Source organism: Enterococcus sp. ARL09-542 (genome assembly GCF_005234805.1).
GTDB classification, from domain to species: Bacteria; Bacillota; Bacilli; order Lactobacillales; family Enterococcaceae; genus Enterococcus_D; species Enterococcus_D gallinarum.
Map to the genome: position 1 here is coordinate 112,185 of NZ_QPQX01000003.1, position 19,928 is coordinate 132,112.

23 protein-coding genes are annotated in these 19,928 nt (G+C 40.6%); all 23 read right to left on the reverse strand.

Features of this window, described 5'->3' with window-relative positions; all coding sequences use genetic code 11:
• Positions 1 to 14 precede the first annotated feature (14 nt).
• The 23 genes from atpD to asp3 all read right to left on the reverse strand — a co-directional run bounded on the left by atpD (position 15) and on the right by asp3 (position 19,925).
• On the reverse strand, positions 15 to 1,421 hold the full coding sequence (atpD, locus tag DVW06_RS04525; RefSeq protein ID WP_003127589.1) for a F0F1 ATP synthase subunit beta: 1,407 nt from the start codon (positions 1,419 to 1,421) through the stop codon (positions 15 to 17).
• 26 nt (positions 1,422 to 1,447) lie between these two features.
• Positions 1,448 to 2,350, reverse strand: coding sequence for a F0F1 ATP synthase subunit gamma (locus DVW06_RS04530; RefSeq protein ID WP_003127588.1), 903 nt, complete (start codon positions 2,348 to 2,350; stop codon positions 1,448 to 1,450).
• Positions 2,351 to 2,365: 15 nt separating this feature from the next.
• Entirely contained in the window at positions 2,366 to 3,922 is a 1,557-nt protein-coding gene (atpA, locus tag DVW06_RS04535; RefSeq protein WP_003127587.1) for a F0F1 ATP synthase subunit alpha, read from the reverse strand.
• Positions 3,923 to 3,945: 23 nt separating this feature from the next.
• Positions 3,946 to 4,488: an ATP synthase F1 subunit delta gene (atpH, locus tag DVW06_RS04540; protein WP_096710941.1), complete on the reverse strand. Its 543-nt coding sequence runs from the start codon at positions 4,486 to 4,488 to the stop codon at positions 3,946 to 3,948.
• On the reverse strand, positions 4,475 to 4,999 hold the full coding sequence (atpF, locus tag DVW06_RS04545) for a F0F1 ATP synthase subunit B (RefSeq protein WP_003127585.1): 525 nt from the start codon (positions 4,997 to 4,999) through the stop codon (positions 4,475 to 4,477). Before atpF ends, atpH begins: the two co-directional genes overlap by 14 nt.
• Positions 5,000 to 5,081: 82 nt before the next feature.
• The gene (gene atpE / locus DVW06_RS04550) at positions 5,082 to 5,297 is read right to left on the reverse strand and encodes an ATP synthase F0 subunit C (RefSeq protein WP_003127584.1); all 216 of its coding nucleotides are present in this window, start codon (positions 5,295 to 5,297) and stop codon (positions 5,082 to 5,084) included.
• A gap of 32 nt (positions 5,298 to 5,329) precedes the next feature.
• Positions 5,330 to 6,049 (reverse strand): F0F1 ATP synthase subunit A, encoded by a 720-nt coding sequence (atpB, locus tag DVW06_RS04555; protein ID WP_003127582.1) that lies wholly within the window; start codon positions 6,047 to 6,049, stop codon positions 5,330 to 5,332.
• Positions 6,050 to 6,340: 291 nt separating this feature from the next.
• Positions 6,341 to 6,799 carry an SsrA-binding protein SmpB gene (gene smpB / locus DVW06_RS04560; RefSeq protein WP_137264447.1) on the reverse strand — a complete coding sequence of 153 codons (459 nt, stop codon included), beginning with the start codon at positions 6,797 to 6,799 and terminating at the stop codon, positions 6,341 to 6,343.
• Positions 6,800 to 6,811: 12 nt separating this feature from the next.
• Entirely contained in the window at positions 6,812 to 9,145 is a 2,334-nt protein-coding gene (gene rnr / locus DVW06_RS04565; protein ID WP_137264448.1) for a ribonuclease R, read from the reverse strand.
• A 3-nt stretch (positions 9,146 to 9,148) separates the two neighbouring features.
• Complete coding sequence (locus tag DVW06_RS04570; RefSeq protein WP_137264449.1) at positions 9,149 to 9,904, reverse strand: alpha/beta hydrolase; 756 nt, start codon at positions 9,902 to 9,904, stop codon at positions 9,149 to 9,151.
• Positions 9,905 to 10,026: 122 nt separating this feature from the next.
• Positions 10,027 to 10,263, reverse strand: a complete 237-nt coding sequence (gene secG / locus DVW06_RS04575) for a preprotein translocase subunit SecG (protein WP_137264450.1) — start codon at positions 10,261 to 10,263, stop codon at positions 10,027 to 10,029.
• Between the two features lie 209 nt (positions 10,264 to 10,472).
• Positions 10,473 to 10,775, reverse strand: coding sequence for a GNAT family N-acetyltransferase (locus tag DVW06_RS04580; RefSeq protein ID WP_225585961.1), 303 nt, complete (start codon positions 10,773 to 10,775; stop codon positions 10,473 to 10,475).
• 12 nt (positions 10,776 to 10,787) lie between these two features.
• Positions 10,788 to 11,723, reverse strand: coding sequence for an alpha/beta hydrolase (locus DVW06_RS04585; RefSeq protein WP_137264451.1), 936 nt, complete (start codon positions 11,721 to 11,723; stop codon positions 10,788 to 10,790).
• 65 nt (positions 11,724 to 11,788) lie between these two features.
• Positions 11,789 to 12,100 (reverse strand): hypothetical protein, encoded by a 312-nt coding sequence (locus tag DVW06_RS04590; RefSeq protein WP_029487190.1) that lies wholly within the window; start codon positions 12,098 to 12,100, stop codon positions 11,789 to 11,791.
• Between the two features lie 2 nt (positions 12,101 to 12,102).
• Positions 12,103 to 13,446 carry a hypothetical protein gene (locus DVW06_RS04595; protein ID WP_005471836.1) on the reverse strand — a complete coding sequence of 448 codons (1,344 nt, stop codon included), beginning with the start codon at positions 13,444 to 13,446 and terminating at the stop codon, positions 12,103 to 12,105.
• A gap of 70 nt (positions 13,447 to 13,516) precedes the next feature.
• Positions 13,517 to 13,900: a hypothetical protein gene (locus DVW06_RS04600; RefSeq protein ID WP_137264452.1), complete on the reverse strand. Its 384-nt coding sequence runs from the start codon at positions 13,898 to 13,900 to the stop codon at positions 13,517 to 13,519.
• Positions 13,897 to 14,913 (reverse strand): sugar transferase, encoded by a 1,017-nt coding sequence (locus DVW06_RS04605; RefSeq protein ID WP_003127573.1) that lies wholly within the window; start codon positions 14,911 to 14,913, stop codon positions 13,897 to 13,899. The genes DVW06_RS04600 and DVW06_RS04605 overlap by 4 nt, the downstream gene beginning before the upstream one ends.
• Complete coding sequence (locus tag DVW06_RS04610) at positions 14,910 to 15,896, reverse strand: helix-turn-helix domain-containing protein (protein WP_137264453.1); 987 nt, start codon at positions 15,894 to 15,896, stop codon at positions 14,910 to 14,912. The genes DVW06_RS04605 and DVW06_RS04610 overlap by 4 nt, the downstream gene beginning before the upstream one ends.
• A 46-nt stretch (positions 15,897 to 15,942) precedes the next feature.
• Positions 15,943 to 16,125, reverse strand: coding sequence for a hypothetical protein (locus DVW06_RS04615; protein ID WP_005471830.1), 183 nt, complete (start codon positions 16,123 to 16,125; stop codon positions 15,943 to 15,945).
• An 83-nt stretch (positions 16,126 to 16,208) separates the two neighbouring features.
• Positions 16,209 to 16,742, reverse strand: coding sequence for a hypothetical protein (locus DVW06_RS04620; RefSeq protein ID WP_003127569.1), 534 nt, complete (start codon positions 16,740 to 16,742; stop codon positions 16,209 to 16,211).
• A 7-nt stretch (positions 16,743 to 16,749) separates the two neighbouring features.
• The gene (locus DVW06_RS04625; RefSeq protein ID WP_003127568.1) at positions 16,750 to 17,598 is read right to left on the reverse strand and encodes a DUF2963 domain-containing protein; all 849 of its coding nucleotides are present in this window, start codon (positions 17,596 to 17,598) and stop codon (positions 16,750 to 16,752) included.
• Complete coding sequence (locus DVW06_RS04630; protein ID WP_003127567.1) at positions 17,588 to 19,027, reverse strand: glycosyltransferase; 1,440 nt, start codon at positions 19,025 to 19,027, stop codon at positions 17,588 to 17,590. The genes DVW06_RS04625 and DVW06_RS04630 overlap by 11 nt, the downstream gene beginning before the upstream one ends.
• A 16-nt stretch (positions 19,028 to 19,043) precedes the next feature.
• Positions 19,044 to 19,925, reverse strand: coding sequence for an accessory Sec system protein Asp3 (asp3, locus tag DVW06_RS04635; protein WP_137264454.1), 882 nt, complete (start codon positions 19,923 to 19,925; stop codon positions 19,044 to 19,046).
• Between the last annotated feature and the right edge of the window lie 3 nt (positions 19,926 to 19,928).

Below are 19,928 nucleotides of genomic sequence, written 5' to 3' on the forward strand. Positions count from 1 at the left end.
TCTATGGTTGCTTATTAATAACCTAGTGCTTTTGCTTTTTCAATTACATCTTCGATTCGACCTACACTTCGGAAGGCTTCTTCAGGAAGATCATCGTATTTACCTTCTAAAATCTCAGCAAATCCTTTGATGGTTTCTTCAACTGGCACATAAGAACCTGGTTGTCCTGTAAATTGTTCTGCTACGTGGAAGTTTTGTGATAAGAAGAATTGGATTCGACGCGCACGCGCTACGAGAGTCTTTTCTTCATCTGACAATTCATCCATCCCTAAGATCGCAATGATATCTTGCAGCTCACGATAACGTTGCAACGCATGCTGAACCTCGGTTGCTACTTCATAGTGTTTTTCCCCTACGATTTCAGGTGCTAATGCACTAGATGATGAAGCCAATGGATCGACCGCTGGATAAATCCCTTGCTCAGTCAATTTACGTTCCAAGTTTGTTGTGGCATCCAAATGGGCGAATGCTGTTGCTGGGGCAGGGTCAGTATAGTCATCGGCTGGCACATAGATGGCTTGGATCGATGTAACGGAACCTTTTTTTGTCGAGGTGATCCGTTCTTGTAATTGACCCATTTCAGTTGCTAGAGTTGGTTGGTAACCAACGGCTGATGGCATCCGGCCTAACAAGGCAGATACTTCAGAACCCGCTTGTGTGAAACGGAAAATATTATCGATAAACAAGAGCACATCTTGACCTTCAACGTCACGGAAATACTCAGCAATGGTCAAACCAGTCAAAGCAACCCGCATCCGGGCACCTGGTGGTTCATTCATTTGACCGAAAACCATGGCTGTCTTTTCGATAACGCCTGATTCTTTCATTTCATAATACAAGTCATTACCTTCACGCGTCCGCTCGCCAACACCGGTAAATACTGAAATTCCCCCATGCTCTTGAGCGATATTGTGAATCAATTCTTGAATCAATACGGTTTTACCAACACCGGCACCACCGAACAAGCCGACTTTACCACCTTTTAAGTAAGGAGCTAATAAATCGATAACTTTGATCCCAGTTTCAAGGATTTCTGTACTTGTTGACAATTCATCGAAATCTGGGGCTTTTTTGTGGATACCACTACGTTTGGCATCTTCTGGGAATGGTGCTTCCAAGTCGATAGTATCGCCTAGTACATTAAATACTCGGCCTAGAGTATCTGTTCCTACAGGGACAGAGATTGAGGCACCTGTATCGATGACTTCCATTCCTCGTTGCAAACCGTCTGTAGATTCCATTGCGATGGTGCGGATCACACCATCCCCTAGTTCTAAAGCGGCTTCCAATACTACTTTTGTTTTTTTCTCGTCTTTTTTGTAAACGATCAACGCATTGTTGATATCTGGTAAGGATTGGTCTAGAGAGAATTCCACGTCGACAACGGGACCAATGACTTGAACAATCTTGCCTGAACTCATTCGTATTCCTCCATTCGTTCTCGAAATTATTCTAACGCGGATGCCCCCGCAACAATTTCAGTAATTTCTTGGGTGATTGCTCCTTGACGCGCCCGGTTATAAGAAATCGTCAAATCCCCAATAATATTTTTGGCATTATCTGTTGCCGTCTTCATCGCAGTCATTCCAGCAGCATGCTCTGCTGTTTTGGCATCGACAATGGCACCATAAATCAAGCTTTCAGCATATTGCGGCAACAACTGATCCAAAATTGCTTCTCTTGAAGGCTCAAACAAATACTCTTGTTCATAGCTTTCTGCTTCTTCTGGATCCAAATCTGAGATAGGCAGCATTTTTTCCACGCGAAATTGGCTCGTCAACGAATTGATGTGATGGTTATAACAAACATATAGTTCATCAAATACTTCATTTTGATACATCGTTGTAGCTAAGGTAACAATTTTACGCACTTCGTCAAAACTTGGCTGATCGGAAAGATTTCTCAACTCATAAGCTAACTTGATTCCTCGTGTTTTAAAGAAATCTGCTCCTGTCGCACCGATGGCGATCATAACATATTCTTCATCTTGAGCATGATCTTCGTCCAGCATCGTCATCATTTGTTTCAAAATCGAACTGTTGTAGCCACCGACTAAACCGCCATCTGAAGTAATGACGATATAGCCAGTGCGCTTTACAGGACGACTAACAAGCATACTGTTGTAATTGACGCCCTCTTTAGGTCCAGCAGCTGCAAGATCTGAGAGTTGTTGCGCAGTAAGGTGAGTAACGATCTCACGCACTTTCGTTGCATAGACTTGAAATTGTTTTGAGTGTGCTTCTGATTTAGTCAATTTAGCAGCCGAAACCATTTGCATGGCGTTTGTGATCTGACTGGTTTTCTTGGTTGAGGCAATTCGTTGCTTGATCTCATTTAATGAAGCAGCCATTCATTCTCACCTCTTTTATGCATTTTGCATTGTTGACATTTTGTCTTGTGCTGAAACACGTGATGTATTTGCAGCCATGAAAATATCTTTGAATGCTTTGATTGTGTCATCTAATAAGCTTTCTTCTGGCAAGTCTTTCGTTGCACGAATCGTTTCAAACACATCTGCTTGATTTGCTTCAATGTATTCAAACAATTCTGCTTCAAAGTCTAATACTTTATTTACTGGCACACTGTCAAGGAATCCGTGCGTCAATGCGTATAAAATAACCACTTGTTTTTCAACTGCTAATGGTTCATGCAGTTTTTGTTTCAAAATTTCAACAGTCCGACGTCCACGATTCAATTTTGCTTGAGTAGCGGCATCTAAATCAGAACCAAATTGCGTGAAGGCTTCTAACTCGCGGTAACTTGCCAAGTCCAAACGCAATGTTCCAGCCACTTTCTTCATCGCTTTGATTTGTGCAGAACCCCCAACCCGTGAAACGGAAAGTCCGGCAGCTACGGCAGGGCGAACACCTGAATAAAACAGGTCATTTTCTAAGAAAATTTGTCCGTCTGTAATGGAGATCACGTTGGTTGGAATATAAGCAGAGATATCTCCTGCTTGGGTTTCAACGAATGGCAAGGCAGTCATTGAGCCTCCGCCTAGTTCATCACTTAATTTTGCAGCCCGTTCCAATAAGCGAGAATGCAAGTAGAAAACGTCCCCTGGGTAAGCTTCACGACCTGGCGGACGACGAAGTAGTAAGGAAAGTTCCCGATAAGCAACGGCTTGTTTTGATAAATCATCAAAAACGATCAAAACGTGTTTACCGTTATACATGAATTCTTCACCCATTGCTGCTCCAGCATAAGGGGCGATATATAATAGTGGTGCAGGTTGAGAAGCACCGGCTGATACCACGATCGTATAGTCAAGCGCACCATAACGGCGCAATGTTTCTACTTGTGCACGAACCGTGGAATCTTTTTGACCGATCGCTACATAAATACAGATCATATTTTGACCTTTTTGGTTGATGATCGTATCGATTGCGATGGTTGTCTTCCCTGTTTTACGGTCACCAATGACCAATTCACGTTGTCCGCGTCCGATTGGAACTAAAGCATCAATGGCTTTCAATCCAGTCTGCATTGGTTCTGAAACGGATTTACGTTGCATAACACCAGGTGCAGCTGCTTCTACCGGACGAGATTTATCTGTATCGATTGGACCTAAGCCATCGATTGGTTGTCCTAACGGATTCACTACTCGTCCAATCAAGGCATCCCCAACAGGAACTTCCATGATTTTTCCAGTACGTTTTACTTTGTCACCTTCACGAATGGATTCAAATTCACCTAAGATGATGATCCCTACATCGTTGGATTCCAAGTTTTGGGCCATACCGTAAGAACCGTTTGAAAACTCAAGCAATTCTCCACTCATCGCATTTTCTAATCCGTGAGCCCGGGCGATCCCATCCCCTACGTATGTGACTGTTCCAATTTCTTCTACAGAAAGTTCATTTTGATAATTTTTGATTTGTTCTTTGATCAAGGCACTTATTTCTTCTGCTTTGATGGCCATCCGATTCACCTCTTATCTCTTGTTTATCTGCCGATCTGTTGTCGCAGATAATCCAGTTGGCTCTTAATACTACCGTCGATCACTTGATGATTGGCTTCCACGATGACTCCACCTAAAATGGCTGGATCAACTTTTTCTGAAAGCACTGCTTTCTGGTAGCCGAGCGTCTGTGCGATTTGTTTCGACAATTGTTCTTTTTGACTTGACGACAATGCAACTGCTGTGGTCACCGTACCCCTGACTAAACCTTGCTGCTCGTCATAGCGGCGTTCATACTCATCAATGATCAGCAATAGGTCGTCCATACGATTATATTCATACACGATCTCAAGAAAATTTTTGACTAATCCATCAAAGTTATTAAATAACTGATCAACAAGTTTTCTTTTTTTATGAGAATCCAAACGATTATCGGTCACGATTTGGCCAAACATCGGAATCTCTTGATAAATCTGACGTAGTGTCATCAACTCATGATAAACAGCTTCAGCTCGTTGTTCTTCCATCGCCAATTCGAACAACGCCTTGCCATAGCGTTTACCTACAGTAAATTTATCGAGTTTCATTGACTGAACCTAATCCTTCGATATATTGATTAATTAAAGATTCATGATTTTCGGGAGTCAATTCACGGCCCAAGATTTTTTCTGCGATTTGAAGTGAAAGATCTGCAACATCATCTTTGACTTCTTTTAACGCAGCTTCTTTTTCAAGCGTGATATCTGAGTGAGCTTTTTCTTTCAAACGAGAAACTTCTTCTTTGGTCTCGTTCAAAATATTTTGGCGACTCAATTCTCCGCTGTCTTTGGCGCTTTTGATGATCTCCGCAGCTTCTGAATGGGAATTGGCCAATTTTTCTTGGCGTTCTTTTTCCAGTTTCGCTGCATTCAAGCGGGATTGTTCCGCTGAATCCAAATCATTGGCGATTTTTTCTTCCCGTTTTTGCATCATGCTACTAATGGCATCCCATGCAAAGTGTTTCAACAAGAATAGCAAAAGAAGAATTGAGCCGCTGACAAGAATAATATTGCCAAGCATAGCATTTTTTACTTCTGCTAGAACCAAGTGATTTAGCATAACGACTCTTCCTTTCTGAAAGTAATTCTCTCATTTAAAAAAGCAAAAACGAGTGCATTGTTCGTTTCTGCCTTTTTCACGTTTAGCCTTGGAAGACTAATAGCAACGCGATAACTACCCCCAAAATAGGCACAGCTTCGACTAGCGCTACCCCGATAAACATTGTTGAACGTAATTGACCTGACATTTCAGGTTGACGTGCCATTGATTCGATCGTTTTGGCGATTACTTGTCCGTTACCATAACCTGCACCAATTGCTGCTCCGATAATTGCTAATCCTGCTCCGATGAAATTCATATTGTTTTTCCTCCTAAAAGTGTTTGTTTTGATTAGTGTTCCGCCACGATTTTGTGGCTCATAAATACCATGGTCAATGTGACAAATACATAGGCTTGGATGGCGCCTATAAACAATGAGAAGCCAATCCAAATCATTTCAAGCGGCATCGCGATAGGCAATGACCACCAACCTAGACTTGTGAACATATTCGCTATCAACCCTAACAAGACCTCTCCAGCAAAAATATTCCCATAAAGCCGTAAGCCCAAAGTAATAACATTTGTAAATTCTTCGATAATTTTCAATGGTAATAAGAAACCAACTGGTTTCAAGTAAGAATTGATCATAAAGTTTTTGAAACCAAGCGTTTTGATACCAAAGAAATGTGTCAAACTAATAACCATAAGTGCAAGTGTCAAGGTGACAAAAGGATCCGCTGTGGGACTCTTCCATAAAGAGACATCATCAGCTGTCACGATCTTTGTGACCAGCCCAATTTCATTCGCCACAAACACAAAAAGAAACATTGTTACACCCAGCAAATGAAAGTTGTTCACTTGCGATCCTGGTATATTGTCAGCTACGATTCCGCGAACAAAATCAATGACCCATTCAATAAAGTTCTGCTTCCCTTTTGGCTTCATTTGCAAATTTCGTGTACAAATGAACACCACCAAAAAAACAATTATACAAGAAATGATTGTCATCATTGCTACAGTTCCATCAAACCAAATCGGACCGATGTGAAACATAAGCGATTTTTCATCCAATCTTTCTCACCTCTTTTCCTGTCATCTCCAGAAAATATCTGGTGTTACAATGCGTTTCCTCTCATAACAATCGGTATCATACCACCACGACAAGAAAATTTCAAAGTATTTTCAAGAAAATTAGACAAAAAAGTTTTTCTGCCAAAATTCGAAAAAAAATTAATTGAAACACTGTCGTGAAATTTCATGAAAAGCTTGGTACATCAGTACCTTTGCCTTAAATGCTACCAAATTTTTCCCTAATCTCAAAGCAATACACTTTAAATGATTCTAAAAGAACTTCTTAGAAGATTAAAAGTTTCTAAGAGCACGATCAATTTGCCGTTCCTGATCTTTTCGTTTTAGGGTTTCTCGCTTGTCATATTCGCGTTTTCCTTTGGCTAAGCCGATCAAAACTTTGGCATAACCATCTTTGATATAAACTTTTAGCGGAACAATGGTCATTCCTGTATTTTTACTTTCACCGATCAACCAAGCAATCTGCTTTTTATGCAGTAACAATTTTCTTGTACGCAAAGGATCATGATTAAAAATGTTCCCCTGTTCATAGGGACTTATATGAACATTATACAAATAGGCTTCTCCATTACGGATACGAACAAAGCCGTCTTTTAGATTGATCCGACTGTTGCGGATCGATTTGATCTCAGTCCCTTGCAGCACGATCCCTGCTTCGATCGTATCAAGGATCGTGTAGTCATGACGAGCTTTTTTGTTTTGGGCAATTAGTCTGCCCTCTCCCTTAGGCAACGGTCATCCCTCCTACTTTTTCTTAATTCCTTTATAGAAAGGTTTCTTTTTTGAATTTCCGTTTTTTTTCTTTTTACGAGGAGATTTTCCCCGTAAATTTTCTTTTTTCTGTCGATCTGAGGTTTGTCTTCGCTGTTTGTTTTCTTTATTTTGCTTTTTTTTAGGCTGTTGGATTCGTACGACTTCTTCTGCTTCAATCAATTCAAAATCGATTTCGCGAGTCTCTGGATCCGCTTTGATCACTTTGATGCGAACTTTTTGTCCGATCTTAAACGTTTGCCCAGTACGTTCACCTACTAATGCGAGGTGGTTTTCCAAGTAATGGAAGTAATCTTGTTTCAATGCAGTAATATGGATTAACCCTTCGATGGTATTCGGCAACTCCACGAAAAGTCCGAATTTTACTACTGAGCTAATAATCCCGTCAAACTCTTCTCCTACTTTATCGGCCATAAATTCAGCTTTTTTAAGAGCATCTACTTCACGTTCTGCTTCCACTGCTCTTCGCTCCATTTGTGAACTGTGTAAAGCAATATCTGGAAGGTTCTGCTCCCACTTTTCTTGATTGCTTTCTGACGGATCCGTACTGTATGAACGAATCAGCCGATGAACGATCAAATCGGGGTATCGGCGGATCGGTGATGTGAAGTGGGTATAGTAGTCTGCAGCCAGTCCATAATGCCCATAGTTATCTTCAGAATATTTTGCTTGTTGCATACTTCGCAACAGCATGGTGTTGACCACCATCGCTTCAGGTTTATCTGCAACATCTTCCACGACTTTTTGTAGATCTTTGGGCGTGATGGAGCCTTTTGTCTGCTTGACAACAATTCCTAACGCAGAAGCAAAATCAAAAAAGCGCCGCATTTTTTCTTCTTTTGGTTCTTCATGGATCCGATAAATGAACGGCAATCGACGTTTGTTGAAATGCTCTGCCACTGTTTCATTAGCAGCCAGCATAAAGGACTCAATCAATCGTTCGCCAACTCCTCGTTCGCGAAGAAGGATGTCCTGAGGATGCCCTGCTTCGTCAACCAATACTTTGGCTTCACGATCCTCAAAAGAAACTGCCCCCCGCCGAACGCGCATCGCTTCTAAGATTTGATGCAATTCAGCCATTTCCTTAAACATCGGAACAAGCGAGGCATAACGCGCCATTGTCTCAGGCTCTTGGTCTTCCAAGATTTCATTTACTGCTTGATAAGTCATTCGTTCTGTTGTTTGAATGATGCTTTGAAAAATCTCATGTTTGATCACTTTACCTGAAGAATCGATTTCCATCTCACAACTCATTGTCAACCGCGGAACGTGAGGATTCAGTGAGCAGATACCATTTGACAGCCGCTGAGGGATCATAGGAATGACCCGATCGGTCAGATAGACACTGGTGCCTCGTTCAAAAGCTTCCTTGTCTAGGGCACTGTTTTCTGTCACATAATAAGAAACATCTGCGATATGGACCCCTAAGAAAAAGTTGCCGTTGGCTAATTTACGAACGGTGACCGCATCATCAAGGTCTTTCGCATCTGCCCCATCGATCGTGACAATCAATTGTTCCCGCAGGTCACGACGTTCTGGGAATTGTGCCGGATCAATGGCATCAGGAACTGCATCAGCTTCCGCTAATGTTGCTTCTTCAAACTTTGTCGGAATGCCGTTAGCTACGACGATCGACAAAATATCCATTCCAGGATCATTTTTATGACCAACTACTTTTTTGACTAGTCCTTCTAAGCTTTTAGAGTAGCCTTTCTCCGGATAGTGAGTGATCTCAACGATCACAATGCTGCCATCTACCGGACGAACGCCTTCTGCACCGATGAATACTTTTAACTCATTCATTTTTTTATCTTTTGGCTGAACGACTCCATAGAGGTCTGTTTCTTGGATCTCCGCTTCATCAAAGAGTGTAAACTCACCGACAACTTGTGTGACTGCCCGTTTGCGGATTTCAACGACTTTGCCCTCTGCCCCTTTATCGGAAAAAGGATCAGCAGCATGAAGTATGTCGATAGCAACTGTATCTCCATCCATCGCATAGCCAGTCGATTCTTTAGGAATATAGATGTCTTCTTCTTCCTCATCGATACTCACAAATCCAAAGCCTCGTTCGTTTGCTCGGAATGTTCCTTCAACTAAGACTCGCTGCATTGGCAATTTGACTTTGCCTTTCTTATTGAAGAGAATGCTCCCCTCTCGTTCCATTGCGGCTACTGTTTGAACAAGATTTTTGAAATCCTCGCTTTTTTGCAGTTGCAATGCTTCGGCAATTTCTTCCATGGAAAAGCTTTTCTTGCGGCTTTCTTCCATGAACTGAATAATTTTTGTTCTAATCGTCTCTTTCATTTTTTACCCTTCCCAAGCGAGGCTTTCCAGAAAAGCCCAAACATCTTGTTCTAATTTTTTTCGTTCTGGGCCGACAGTCACTACATGTCCACTATGTGGATACCACTGTAATGTGTAGGGCACATGAGACAATGCTGCTGCTGTGCGAAAAACCGTCTGGGGATCGATCATACGGTCTCTTCCTGCTTGTGCAAGAAAAACAGGCACATCGATCGTGTCAAGATTAGTTGCTGTTTCTTGCCCAATCGATTCAATTTCTAGCAGCTGATCTCTGACTTGTTGCGGTACGCGAGCCAAAATCATTTGCTGCTCTTCGGATGAATAAGAAGAGTATTGCAGAATCATTTCTGCATATTTTTCAAAATTTCGCGGCACATCATTCTTTGTTTCAAAGAGCGGTGAACAGAATAGCCCACCACCGATTAGCGCAGGTTCCGCTTGTGTCAAACTGTTCATGGCAAAGATGCCTCCCATTGACAATCCCAACACAGCAATTTTTTGGTAACCTTTTTCTTTCAAAAATTCAATCGCTGCTTTGGCATCTGCTCGCCATTGTTGAATTCCTTGATTCAAAATATCTTCAGGGTTTGTTGTCCCATGACCCGAAAACATCGGTGTATAAACAGTATACTCTTTTTGTTCTAAAAACCGGCAAAGCATCCGCACATCATTGGGACTACCAGAATAAGCATGGAACAAAATCACTGCCCGATCTCCGTGGGGAGAAAACACTGGTTTTGGTTGGTTAAAATTCTTCATTTCTTCGTTTCACCTCACGTCCAATTCTACCATAGTTCGATGATTTCAACGATAAATGCGTTCATAAGATTTTTGGCAAAGAAAAAACCCCTCGCAGCCGAGAGGTTCCAAATTTCATCCAATTATTTTGATGACAAATAGGCCAAAAGAAATAGCAAGACCATCCATACAAAGCCTAAAATGGCAGTTGAACGTTGCATTACCGCTTCAAATCCACGCGCTTTTTGTTTACCGAACAATTGGTCTGCTCCACCCGTAAACGCGCTGGCAGCACTATTTTGTTTGCTTGGTTGCATCATAATCGTAATAAACATGATCACAGAAATCACAATCACTGCTGCTAATAATATATTGTACACGATAGCTCCTCCTTGCTTGCTAGAATCGTCCTTTTAACTTTACCACATTCGGGACCTTTTTTCCAGTATATTTTATTGATGCTATGGCGATGTTCCCTGCATCCAAACAAGACAACTACTAAATCCCGGAACAAAAAAAGACACTAGCCGTACAGCAACATAAAGATCGTTGTTGCACGACTGTTGTCTCAATCATTTTCTACCGAAATTCAGCGAGCCAATACATCATCATATTCTGATTTTTCTTTGAACTCTTTGACAGCGAATGAACAAACTGGCATGATTTTTCGATCTTCGCGGCGCGCTTTTTCTACCACCGCATTCAGTAACTTTTGTGCTAACTTCTGACCGCGATACGCAGAATCAACAAATGTATGATCAACCACCAACACATCGTCTGGCGCCTCTTGCCAGGTGATTTCTCCTATTTCCTTGCCGTCATCGTATAAGGCAAAACGTTTGTTTTCTTCTTTGATTTCCATTTTTTCACATTCCTTTCTAGTTAAAAAAATTCAAATGCACTATTACTCTGTTGCCTGGATAAATTGTAGAATAGTCGGCCAATATTCTGGACTTTCTGTGACCGCTTGAAGATGGCCCATCTCTGGAAAAATGACTCGTTTTTTTTCCCCAGCAGTTGCTTCCATCAATGTGTCTGTTTCTTCTGCTGAGACAAATGGATCTTCAGAACCATGTAAAAATAAAACAGGTAAATGGTTACTGCCTAGTTGGCGTGTGACAGAGATCTGTAGAAATGGGTACCCTACTAATTGTTTACTGTAACGATTTGCCATACGCAGGAACCGTTTGACGGGTAATCCAGAAAGACGCGGTAAATTGGCTCGTATCAAACTATAGATCGAGGTATAGCTGCTGTCTGCAATCAATCCTCGAACTTGAATAGGCAATACTTCTCCACTCGCTAAGAGGACTGTTGCGGCCCCCATCCCTTGACCATACAAGAAAATCTGGCATTGCGCATCTTTTTCAACTAATTTCTCGATCCAGAGAATCAGATCTAAGCGATCCAACCAGCCTAACCCGATTTGAAGCCCTTCACTTTGCCCGTGTCCGCGAAGATCTGGCACTAAGATATTGTGTCCGGCTTGCCACAAGCGTTCCGCGGCATCTTGACAATCGACTTGTCCAGAACTGCGATAGCCATGAAGACAAATCACCCATGTTTTGGCACACTGATCAAAGACCCGTGCATGTAACAGAACATCATCCGTTGCAGTAAGGGTACATTCGGACCCTTCTTGCCAGAAAGTTGAAGGTGCTTCCTGTGATCGCTGTCCCGAAGGAACAAGTTGTTTTCTGCCTTCTTTTTCATACCAATGGTTATTGCGCATGATCAGAGCAGATACAAAATAACGTACACCTTTTTTTAGGACTGCAGTTCGGTAAATATAGTATAACCCAGCAATCAGTCCAATAAGTACAATTATCAGCCAAAGCATAGGATCCCTCCCTTGACTCTAGTGTACCATCTGCACAACAAATGAGCCAAAAATTTAAACAGATTTTAGGTGTCCTTATAAAATAACCAGTAATCAAAAACCTTTGAGAAAAAACATTTCTGAACCAGATAAATTGATTTTCCCCAAAGATTTTTTTTACGGTGACGGTAGCTGAAGATACCAGCAATCAGAAGGAGTAAACCTCCGAAGAAGATTAAAGCACAGAATGATCCTTCATTCATCTGCGACAGTTTGGCTGATAGATGATTGCCGATGACCAATTCTTGCCCTATTCGAGTATCGGATTTAAGCAAAAAAATCCAACCACAAGAAAAAGAGAATCTTGATCGTTTATCGATCAAAATTCTCTTTTTCATTGCTAAATGGAAGGCTCCTTGTCATCATTGATCAAGAATTTAAGCAATTCTGACTGTTCTGCAAAAATTGCTTCCACAGATGAGCTTCGATAATGACTCTTTTGCTCGGTAACTTCTGATAGCTCGGAATCAATTTGGTTAGTTGATTCGACGTACTCTTCGATTGGTGCAGATTCTGCACGCACTTCCGGTTCTGAAAAACCATGATTCATAGCTGATGGACGGCTATCCTCAAAGCGATCAGCCGAAGTCTTCGGTTGGTCTTGCCAGAACAATTCCCCAAATAAATACATTCCCAGCGCATTTTTATTATTAAACACTTTACAAGATAGCCCCATTTTAGCTAATACCTGATTCACTGTGTTTTCATTGATCGTTCCTGCAGAAATATCCCGGATCAGTATTGTATCCGCATATTGAACATCCTGATCACTATTGACATAATCAATGAATTGATCCGTCAAAGCCGTCAGCTCTTTTTTAACGATTTCGGTTAAATCGACGGTCTGACGTCCATTGATCGTCACAATAAATGGATTGTTCTTCTTCGTTGTGACCAGCATATCGTAGATTACCCCAGCATCCAAATCAAAAGTTGGCGTGGGATGATTTCCCTCATTTTCTTGGTAAGCTTGTACCACGTTGCCGGCTAATTCATACAAGCCGTCTGTAACTTTTGTACTTTTGATCAGTTCGCCATTTTCATAACTGTCACAAGTTAGATAATGATCATTAATCTCAAACACATAAGTCAATCCCGCCAGAATTTCTTCAACGCCTAACATTAAATGAATATCGTTTCGCCTACTTTCAAAAATCACAGCCAGCGATTTGGGAATCAGTTTTACTCGTTCGATTCGTATCCGATAGTGGGTACCATTAACGACTGTCTCGAATTCATCTGCCAGTTGCCTCTCGATTTCAGCCAGCTGGTCAAAACTTTCTGTTGCTACGCCAATGCACAATGAGCAGCTAAAGCAATCCTTTGCAATTTCAGTGAAAAGCAAGGTTCTCTTCTCTACTAAATAAGAAAGTATCGTTTTGATATATGTCTTAAAATTTTGGTCTCCAATGGCTGCCAATGGATTTCCAAAGGTTTGGTAAGCCTTCGAACGTCGACTATATAACTTGTCGAAGCCCCAAGTAATTTCTTGCTCGCTTCCCCCGAGAAGAATTCGTTCCCCAACTTTGTTTTTGGAGTGGGTCGGTTCATTATTCTTTCCTAAAAGATACTGCAGATTATTTTTTTTGACTTCTGAATAAACAGAACTTCTGACATCTTGATAACCATAGCCAACGACGCCTACTCGAAATTCATCAATGTCTAATGCAATGATTTTGTCCACACTAATCCTCCTAACTTCCCTATTTGTCATGATTTCTTGCTCCCCAAACATTCTGTTGTTGTTTCAGCCGCTACTCTTTTGTCTCCGCTTGAATAAAGAATGCATTTGACAGTTCTTGTATTTTCTTCGCCTGTTCGTTGACTTCTGTTTCTAAAAAAAACAAATCGTTGAAAATCGCTTTTGTATTGCGTACATGTTCCAAAAGATCATTGACTTTGACCCGCTGCAAGTCAATTTTTTGACAGAGATCTCTCAGCTCATCTTGACAGTTCTTCAGAATAAAAAAATCGCGATACCCAATGGTGGACTGTTTTTTTTCTGAGATCATTTGCTTTAATCGCTCAATTTTACTATCCCGTTGTTCGATCGTTTGATTCATCTCTGCTAGCATCTGGTCTAGCTCGCTGATCTGGACGATTGCGGATAATTTCTTTGTGATCATCGATTGTGTCATTCTTGATTTGCCCCTTTGTTTAGGAGTATTTTTACTTCTGAATCCACTAGTGCAGTCCTAGTAAATATTCCCGATCGCAGTAAGCAACTAAATGAAAGAACATTGTTCTTCATTCGCAGCATTTCTTCATCTGTTAACTCACCTAATTTATGGTCAATTTCTTCAATCCCAGCGATAACAATCCCAAGTCCTAGTTTCTGTACCATCTCTGCTATGGCTGCTTGTTGCCATACAATGACAGGGATGCCTAATGAGAGATACAATGAAATTTTGTGAGGCGCATTATACTTCGTGTACTGTTGATAGTCACCACCAGCTGGCAATTTGTCATCCCACGCAAGACCAAAGCCATTCTTCTCCATCTTGCGAATCAATTCTTCTTGCTCAAATACACCACAATAATGGACATTTGCGCCAAAAGGGCGATCATTCTTTTCACCATATACGAGAATTTCAGTGCGATTGGGCCATTGCTGTAAAAAAAGGGTTTTTGCTAAATTCCCTGCAAAGACAACTCGTTTTTCTGGCCGCTCATGACTGACACTTACTTCCTTGTGTCGATAGTCAAAAAACGGTTTTTGGACCATTTTTCGGATCACTCCTCGTTCGACTAAAGCTGTCTGCATAGCTTGACTATGAACGATTAATAATGTGGCTTCGTTGAAAAGAGCAGCTTCATCAAAGTCGACTTTCCCTCGCAACATCTCAGCATCATGGATGAATAAGATCGTATAGATCCCTCTTTGCTTCATTCTTTGTAAAAACATCCGATCGAAATGGGCACCATTATAGCTTGGATATTGGTAGACCACCATATCTTGATTGGCAACACCAGCTGTAATGCCATCAATCCTCGAGGTAAGTGCGTAATCATCTTCATTCTCATCGATATAACGATAAATATATAAAGGCTGATAATCCATCCCCTTGGCAATGTCACAAACATCTGCTTTCGCCTTTTTGACTGAATCTGCTGCATTCGATTCAATGATCGTCGTCACCCACCGATTCACGCTTGCCCCATCTCCTTTTCCATCATTGCTCGCACAAACATCACTTCATCTTTTGGTAAGCACCATTCTGCACCTTTCAAATTTTTGGAAAACAGTTGCACAGCTGGATCTTCTTGCGAAGTATTCCTTGTAAGGATCAGATATTTGACTAGCTTTAGAACCGTTTGATTGTAGACATCAATATGCCAATGTTCTTCCATTAAACGACTCGCATGTTGAAGCAATTGAATGGCATCTTCACAGCGTTGCATATCTACCAAACATTCCGACAAATCCAATACGGCTCCTACTAAAACTGGTCGCAGTTCAGTAAAGTCAGTTGCATTTATTTTCTTTAATAGACAGCTTTCTAACAGAAACATTTGTTTTTCTAAAGAAGAGGATTGCAATCCATAGCGATGTTTGATGCGCAACGTAGCCAAATATAAGAGACTATCAAACAATGTATAAAAATCAGTTCCGAGAAAAAATGTTTCAAGCATCTCTAAACTTGCTTGTGGGACTTTCTGGTTCATACAGCCGAACACGAGGTCAGAATAGGCCAGCATAAGTTTAAACATCACATTATCCTCAGTAGCAGGACGAAATTTTTCTAACTCTTTTCTGACTTTGAGAAAGGTGACGAACATGTCCTCTTTCGTTGATAAAGAGCTATAAATCAGTACACTTAATAGATGAAGTTGTTCATCTGTTGACATAGCAAACATGTCTAACAATTCGGTATCTGATATGCTCAACATTTTCTTGATTCCAACAACCATTTCGAAAGGCAGGTCGATTTCATATTGTACCCACCTATAGTATCGTGAGCAAGATAACCCAATCTTTCTTTCAAAAGACTTAACAGATAGACCTTTACATTTGCGGATTTCTTCTAATTTCTCGCGATCAATATTGACAGCAACTACTGATGTATCAGGTATCTTTAAGTCTGGGTTGATCGTACTGATTAATCGACAAACGCTTAGTAATCTAGTTTCCATATTTTTCAAATCCTTTTTTCTAAAATGCAGGACCTATTTCCAATTTTTACTTCTGTAATGCTTCCAACAAAGAATAGACCAACGATCCAAGGATCACGATCGACATAACCAAGGAAAGCACGATGGTGACAGCTTTCCCTTTTTTTTTCTCTTCCGAGTGATCTCTTACGTTTTCTCGTTCTTCTTGAAATCCTGCTTGAATCGTTTTATCTAACTGATTATTTGCCAACGAAATCACCTCTCCCCAGTTTATTTCCAGCTAACAACTATGAAGAATACAGTGTTTAACTATTGGATTTGATCAGTTGCCAGCTATAGCGACTCACTCATTTCTGCAACGTTTTCTGTTGGTTCGTTTTCCTCTGCACCTGTATTAGCTTCTACTTCTGTTTCTTCTAATGAACGCAATTCATGAATCAGCTCTTGACTCAATTGACTCACTTCGCTATCCTGTCTTTCTACGGTTGAGGTCAACATATCAATGATCTGATCGGTTTCATTCAAGAAATACGTCCGAAGCATTTGCTTTTCAACCTCGTAAGCAGAAAAGAGTTTTTCATAAATCATTTGCAATCTGTTTTGCTCTTCCTGTTGCTGCTCAAAAGACGCATTGAATTGTTTTTTTAACGCTTGGATCTCATTTAGATCGATGTCATTTTCTGACTTATTGATCATTGCTTTCATCTCTTGATTGATCTGAATCAATTGATCAATCAATTCTTTTTGTTGATGCAGGATGCGCTTTGCTTCCTCCTGCTCATTCTCAAAAGAGAGCATGGATCCGCTGTTTTCTTTGATTAATGACATGATTTGCTCATACAATTCATTGACCTTCATTTTCTTCATTTCGTCTTCATCCTTTCAAGACAACTTTGTCCATGCAAACATTCTTATTTGCCAATAGTTGATAATTCTTCTGATCCACTTCCACCCTATGGATGTAAGGGATGTGATCATCTAAAATACTCATTAAATTTCCTTTGATATTCCCTTTGCCATCAAGAGGCGACTCTTCTAGATACAGGGTATTTCTTGAATTAGATGTTGCTAAAGCGAACAATTCTAATCCCATGTATGAAATTCCCACGGTATCATTTTCTGTTAACCGCAAAGCTAACTGTTCCCGAATGAAATCAAGTGTTGTATTAAATTTCTGGGTTACCTTCAATGTTGCAGTATCACGAATCGTGACCAAGTTGATTGCTCCCTGATAAAAGTAATAATTCAAGATGCTTTGCTGCTGATCATTGAAAAAAGCAATCTCTTGGACCTGATCGTTACAATAATAAATAGTTGAGAACAATTTCCCGTCAGCGGCATATTCTTCAATGAAGTCTATCGTACCATCCGGATAGAAGTACCGTACCTCTTTGACATGTCTTCTAGTCATAGGGTATAAGCTCACTTTGCCTATTTCATCCCCGTCTGTAATCAACGAAATGGTACGATCTTCGTTCATATAGACTTCTGTACAATAAGCCGTTGGGACTTGGTTAAAAAATAAAAAGGTTTCTGGATCGTGGCTCCGTTGTGTGACTTGATCTAAAATATTTATTCCCTGCACCGCTTCTTTTTGAAGCATCGCTTGAAAATTTGGACTTGGTGAGATAGACAACACTTGGTTTCCTTCTTTGATTCGTGATTTTTGTGTCATCCATATCCGGTCATTGGGTCGGATCACAGTGACTAATTCATAATGCATCGATCAACTCACTCCATTTCTCTGCAATTATCGAGTCTTGAAACATCCGGACAGACTTGCGGGTGTTGGCTTTAAGTTGGTTTAAATCAGTAGCGACTAACTGACGAATTCCTTCTGTTAGTTGCTGGACATTGTAGGTATCATCATTTCTGGAAAAGTCTTTCAAATACCCGTTGACCCCTTCTTTGATCAACTCCATCGCCCCAAAACGTGCCTTGTACGTCACAATTGGTAATCCCGCATTCAATGCTTCGATATAGGTCAATCCAAATCCTTCTGAAAAAGAGCCAGAAATAAAGGCATCGTAATTGGGATATACCTCATTGATCGCATGGGAGTGGCCTTTTAATTGAATATATTCTTCTGCATTTAGCTCCTTGATTATTGCATTCAACTTGCTTTCTTCTCCGCCTTGACCATAGATATCTAAAGAGAGCGTTGGATGTTCTTTTTTTGCTGCAGCAATTGCACGTATCACAAGATCAATGTGCTTTTCAGATGCCAAGCGAGAGACCGTCACAAACTTCTCCGCCTGTTGTTTGCCTTTTTCAAATGATTCTTCTGTCATATCGCGAATCCCCCCCACAGGGATCGTCACAATTTTTTCGGATTCGTTTGGAAAATCGATCAGTAGATCTTGTCTCTGCAATTCTGTCGCAACAACGATGTGAGTAACTTGCTCTAAATGCGTCAATGCATATTCATAATAATTGTTCCAAAGAGGCGCACGAGGTACATCACGATCAGATAAATGATCAGCATGTACTATTTCGATCAATTTGATTTCTGGAGGACAATGATCATATAAGGCGGCCTCACTTTCTTCTCCTCGATCAATGATGATAGTTTTGGTTTCTGGGAACTCTTCCATCAATTGTTTAAAGAAAAAGCGTTGCAGCAAGACTTCATTTCTAAAGAAGCGATGTTTGCCCTTAAAAGCAAACAAGTGAATATTCGTCATCACTCTTCCTCGATGAGGATCATTGCGATAGCTGTACATGATTTTTCTTTGATTCGTTCGATAGTCAAAAATCTCTACCCGATAATCTGAAACTAGCAATAACCCTTCTTTTTTTCGGCTAGGGGATTTTTCCATGTGCTCAACGATTTTCAATCCTGATGATGTGATGGTTTCTTTAATCCTATGCGTGTTCGTGGCGTCTACCAAGAGATCCTGTTTCGCGGTAAAATTCGCTTTAGCTCCTTGTCTTAAATAGTCACCTTCTAGGGCAAAATATTCCCACATGGAGATGACTTTATTGTCTGGTATCTTCCAAGCTGCCATCGCTTCATGAAGATTCTTTACTAATTCCATAAAAATATATTTATACGGAATATTTTTTCTATCAAAACAAGCAGCACGGTAGAACTGTGCATGTTCCACACCAGAATTGCCGATTCCCATTGCTTTATTTACAAAAAAATTCATGATGTCCCCCTTTTATTTAGGTTGATTTTTTTCTATTTTCTTTTAAATTTTCTAATACATTCAGTGCCCTTCGATTAAGTACGATTTTTTTCTGCAAACGATGCATAAGCTCAGTTGACTCAGTTTCTTTGTTTGGTTTTGCAAATAATAAAGCCAGTATAGAAAAATCATCGTGATAACAGGATTCCAGTAAAGAAAAATTTTGTCCCATTTTAAGGGTGAGTTGATCAGGATTATCGATTCGCTGATAGATTTGTTCAAGCAAAACTTCCAAAAACGATGAAGCAGCCGTAACACCGGGTTCAATAAATAATCCCGCTTCACAATCAGGAAGTGAATATTCTTTGACATAACTATTCTGTTTTTCGAATACGACCGATAATGCAGCACTTTCCCCCACCAACGGAGTAACTGCAACAATGTTTGCTCCTGAGTTTGCTCCTATAGGAACCACCGCCAAAGCTTGGTTCTCCTTAGTAGATAAAACCAATTCCTTAAAAAGAATCTGTTGGTGCTTTTTGTTTACCATATGAATTTGGTAATCAGTGGCGTTTTGTGGAAAACGGAAGCTCTCTTGAGTTGTTTCGAAGACCAGTTTTTCAAGAAAAAAGCCGTCTTTATCAAAAAATTCCACCAGCAGCTGGACTGCTTCTTTACGATCGAATTCAGCATGAAGTGATAACTCGTACTCGTGTCCAGGCAGCAACATCGGCAACATAGGTGATTTTCGACTACTGTGAAATTCTGTTTTCGAATACCAGGACTTAATACTGACGCCAGGAGGCATCAGAGGTGAAGAATAAGCGACGTCACCAGAGGATGTGTAGGCTATTTTTGCGCCATAATTGTAATTATCATTAAAGTCGATCCCCCACTTGATACGGTACATGCGATTCATCGA

Bases quoted from the DNA above. Each gene is read 5' to 3' on its own strand.
- DVW06_RS04570 (WP_137264449.1), bottom strand. From the start codon at position 9,904: ATGAAGAATTTTAACCAACCAAAACCAGTGTTTTCTCCCCACGGAGAT.
- rnr (WP_137264448.1), bottom strand. From the start codon at position 9,145: ATGAAAGAGACGATTAGAACAAAAATTATTCAGTTCATGGAAGAAAGC.
- atpF (WP_003127585.1), bottom strand. From the start codon at position 4,999: ATGCTAAATCACTTGGTTCTAGCAGAAGTAAAAAATGCTATGCTTGGC.
- DVW06_RS04600 (WP_137264452.1), bottom strand. From the start codon at position 13,900: ATGACACAATCGATGATCACAAAGAAATTATCCGCAATCGTCCAGATC.
- DVW06_RS04630 (WP_003127567.1), bottom strand. From the start codon at position 19,027: ATGAATTTTTTTGTAAATAAAGCAATGGGAATCGGCAATTCTGGTGTG.
- DVW06_RS04530 (WP_003127588.1), bottom strand. From the start codon at position 2,350: ATGGCTGCTTCATTAAATGAGATCAAGCAACGAATTGCCTCAACCAAG.
- atpE (WP_003127584.1), bottom strand. From the start codon at position 5,297: ATGAATTTCATCGGAGCAGGATTAGCAATTATCGGAGCAGCAATTGGT.
- atpH (WP_096710941.1), bottom strand. From the start codon at position 4,488: ATGAAACTCGATAAATTTACTGTAGGTAAACGCTATGGCAAGGCGTTG.
- DVW06_RS04590 (WP_029487190.1), bottom strand. From the start codon at position 12,100: ATGAAAAAGAGAATTTTGATCGATAAACGATCAAGATTCTCTTTTTCT.
- DVW06_RS04610 (WP_137264453.1), bottom strand. From the start codon at position 15,896: ATGGAAACTAGATTACTAAGCGTTTGTCGATTAATCAGTACGATCAAC.
- DVW06_RS04620 (WP_003127569.1), bottom strand. From the start codon at position 16,742: ATGAAGAAAATGAAGGTCAATGAATTGTATGAGCAAATCATGTCATTA.
- asp3 (WP_137264454.1), bottom strand. From the start codon at position 19,925: ATGAATCGCATGTACCGTATCAAGTGGGGGATCGACTTTAATGATAAT.
- DVW06_RS04585 (WP_137264451.1), bottom strand. From the start codon at position 11,723: ATGCTTTGGCTGATAATTGTACTTATTGGACTGATTGCTGGGTTATAC.
- DVW06_RS04625 (WP_003127568.1), bottom strand. From the start codon at position 17,598: ATGCATTATGAATTAGTCACTGTGATCCGACCCAATGACCGGATATGG.
- atpD (WP_003127589.1), bottom strand. From the start codon at position 1,421: ATGAGTTCAGGCAAGATTGTTCAAGTCATTGGTCCCGTTGTCGACGTG.
- atpA (WP_003127587.1), bottom strand. From the start codon at position 3,922: ATGGCCATCAAAGCAGAAGAAATAAGTGCCTTGATCAAAGAACAAATC.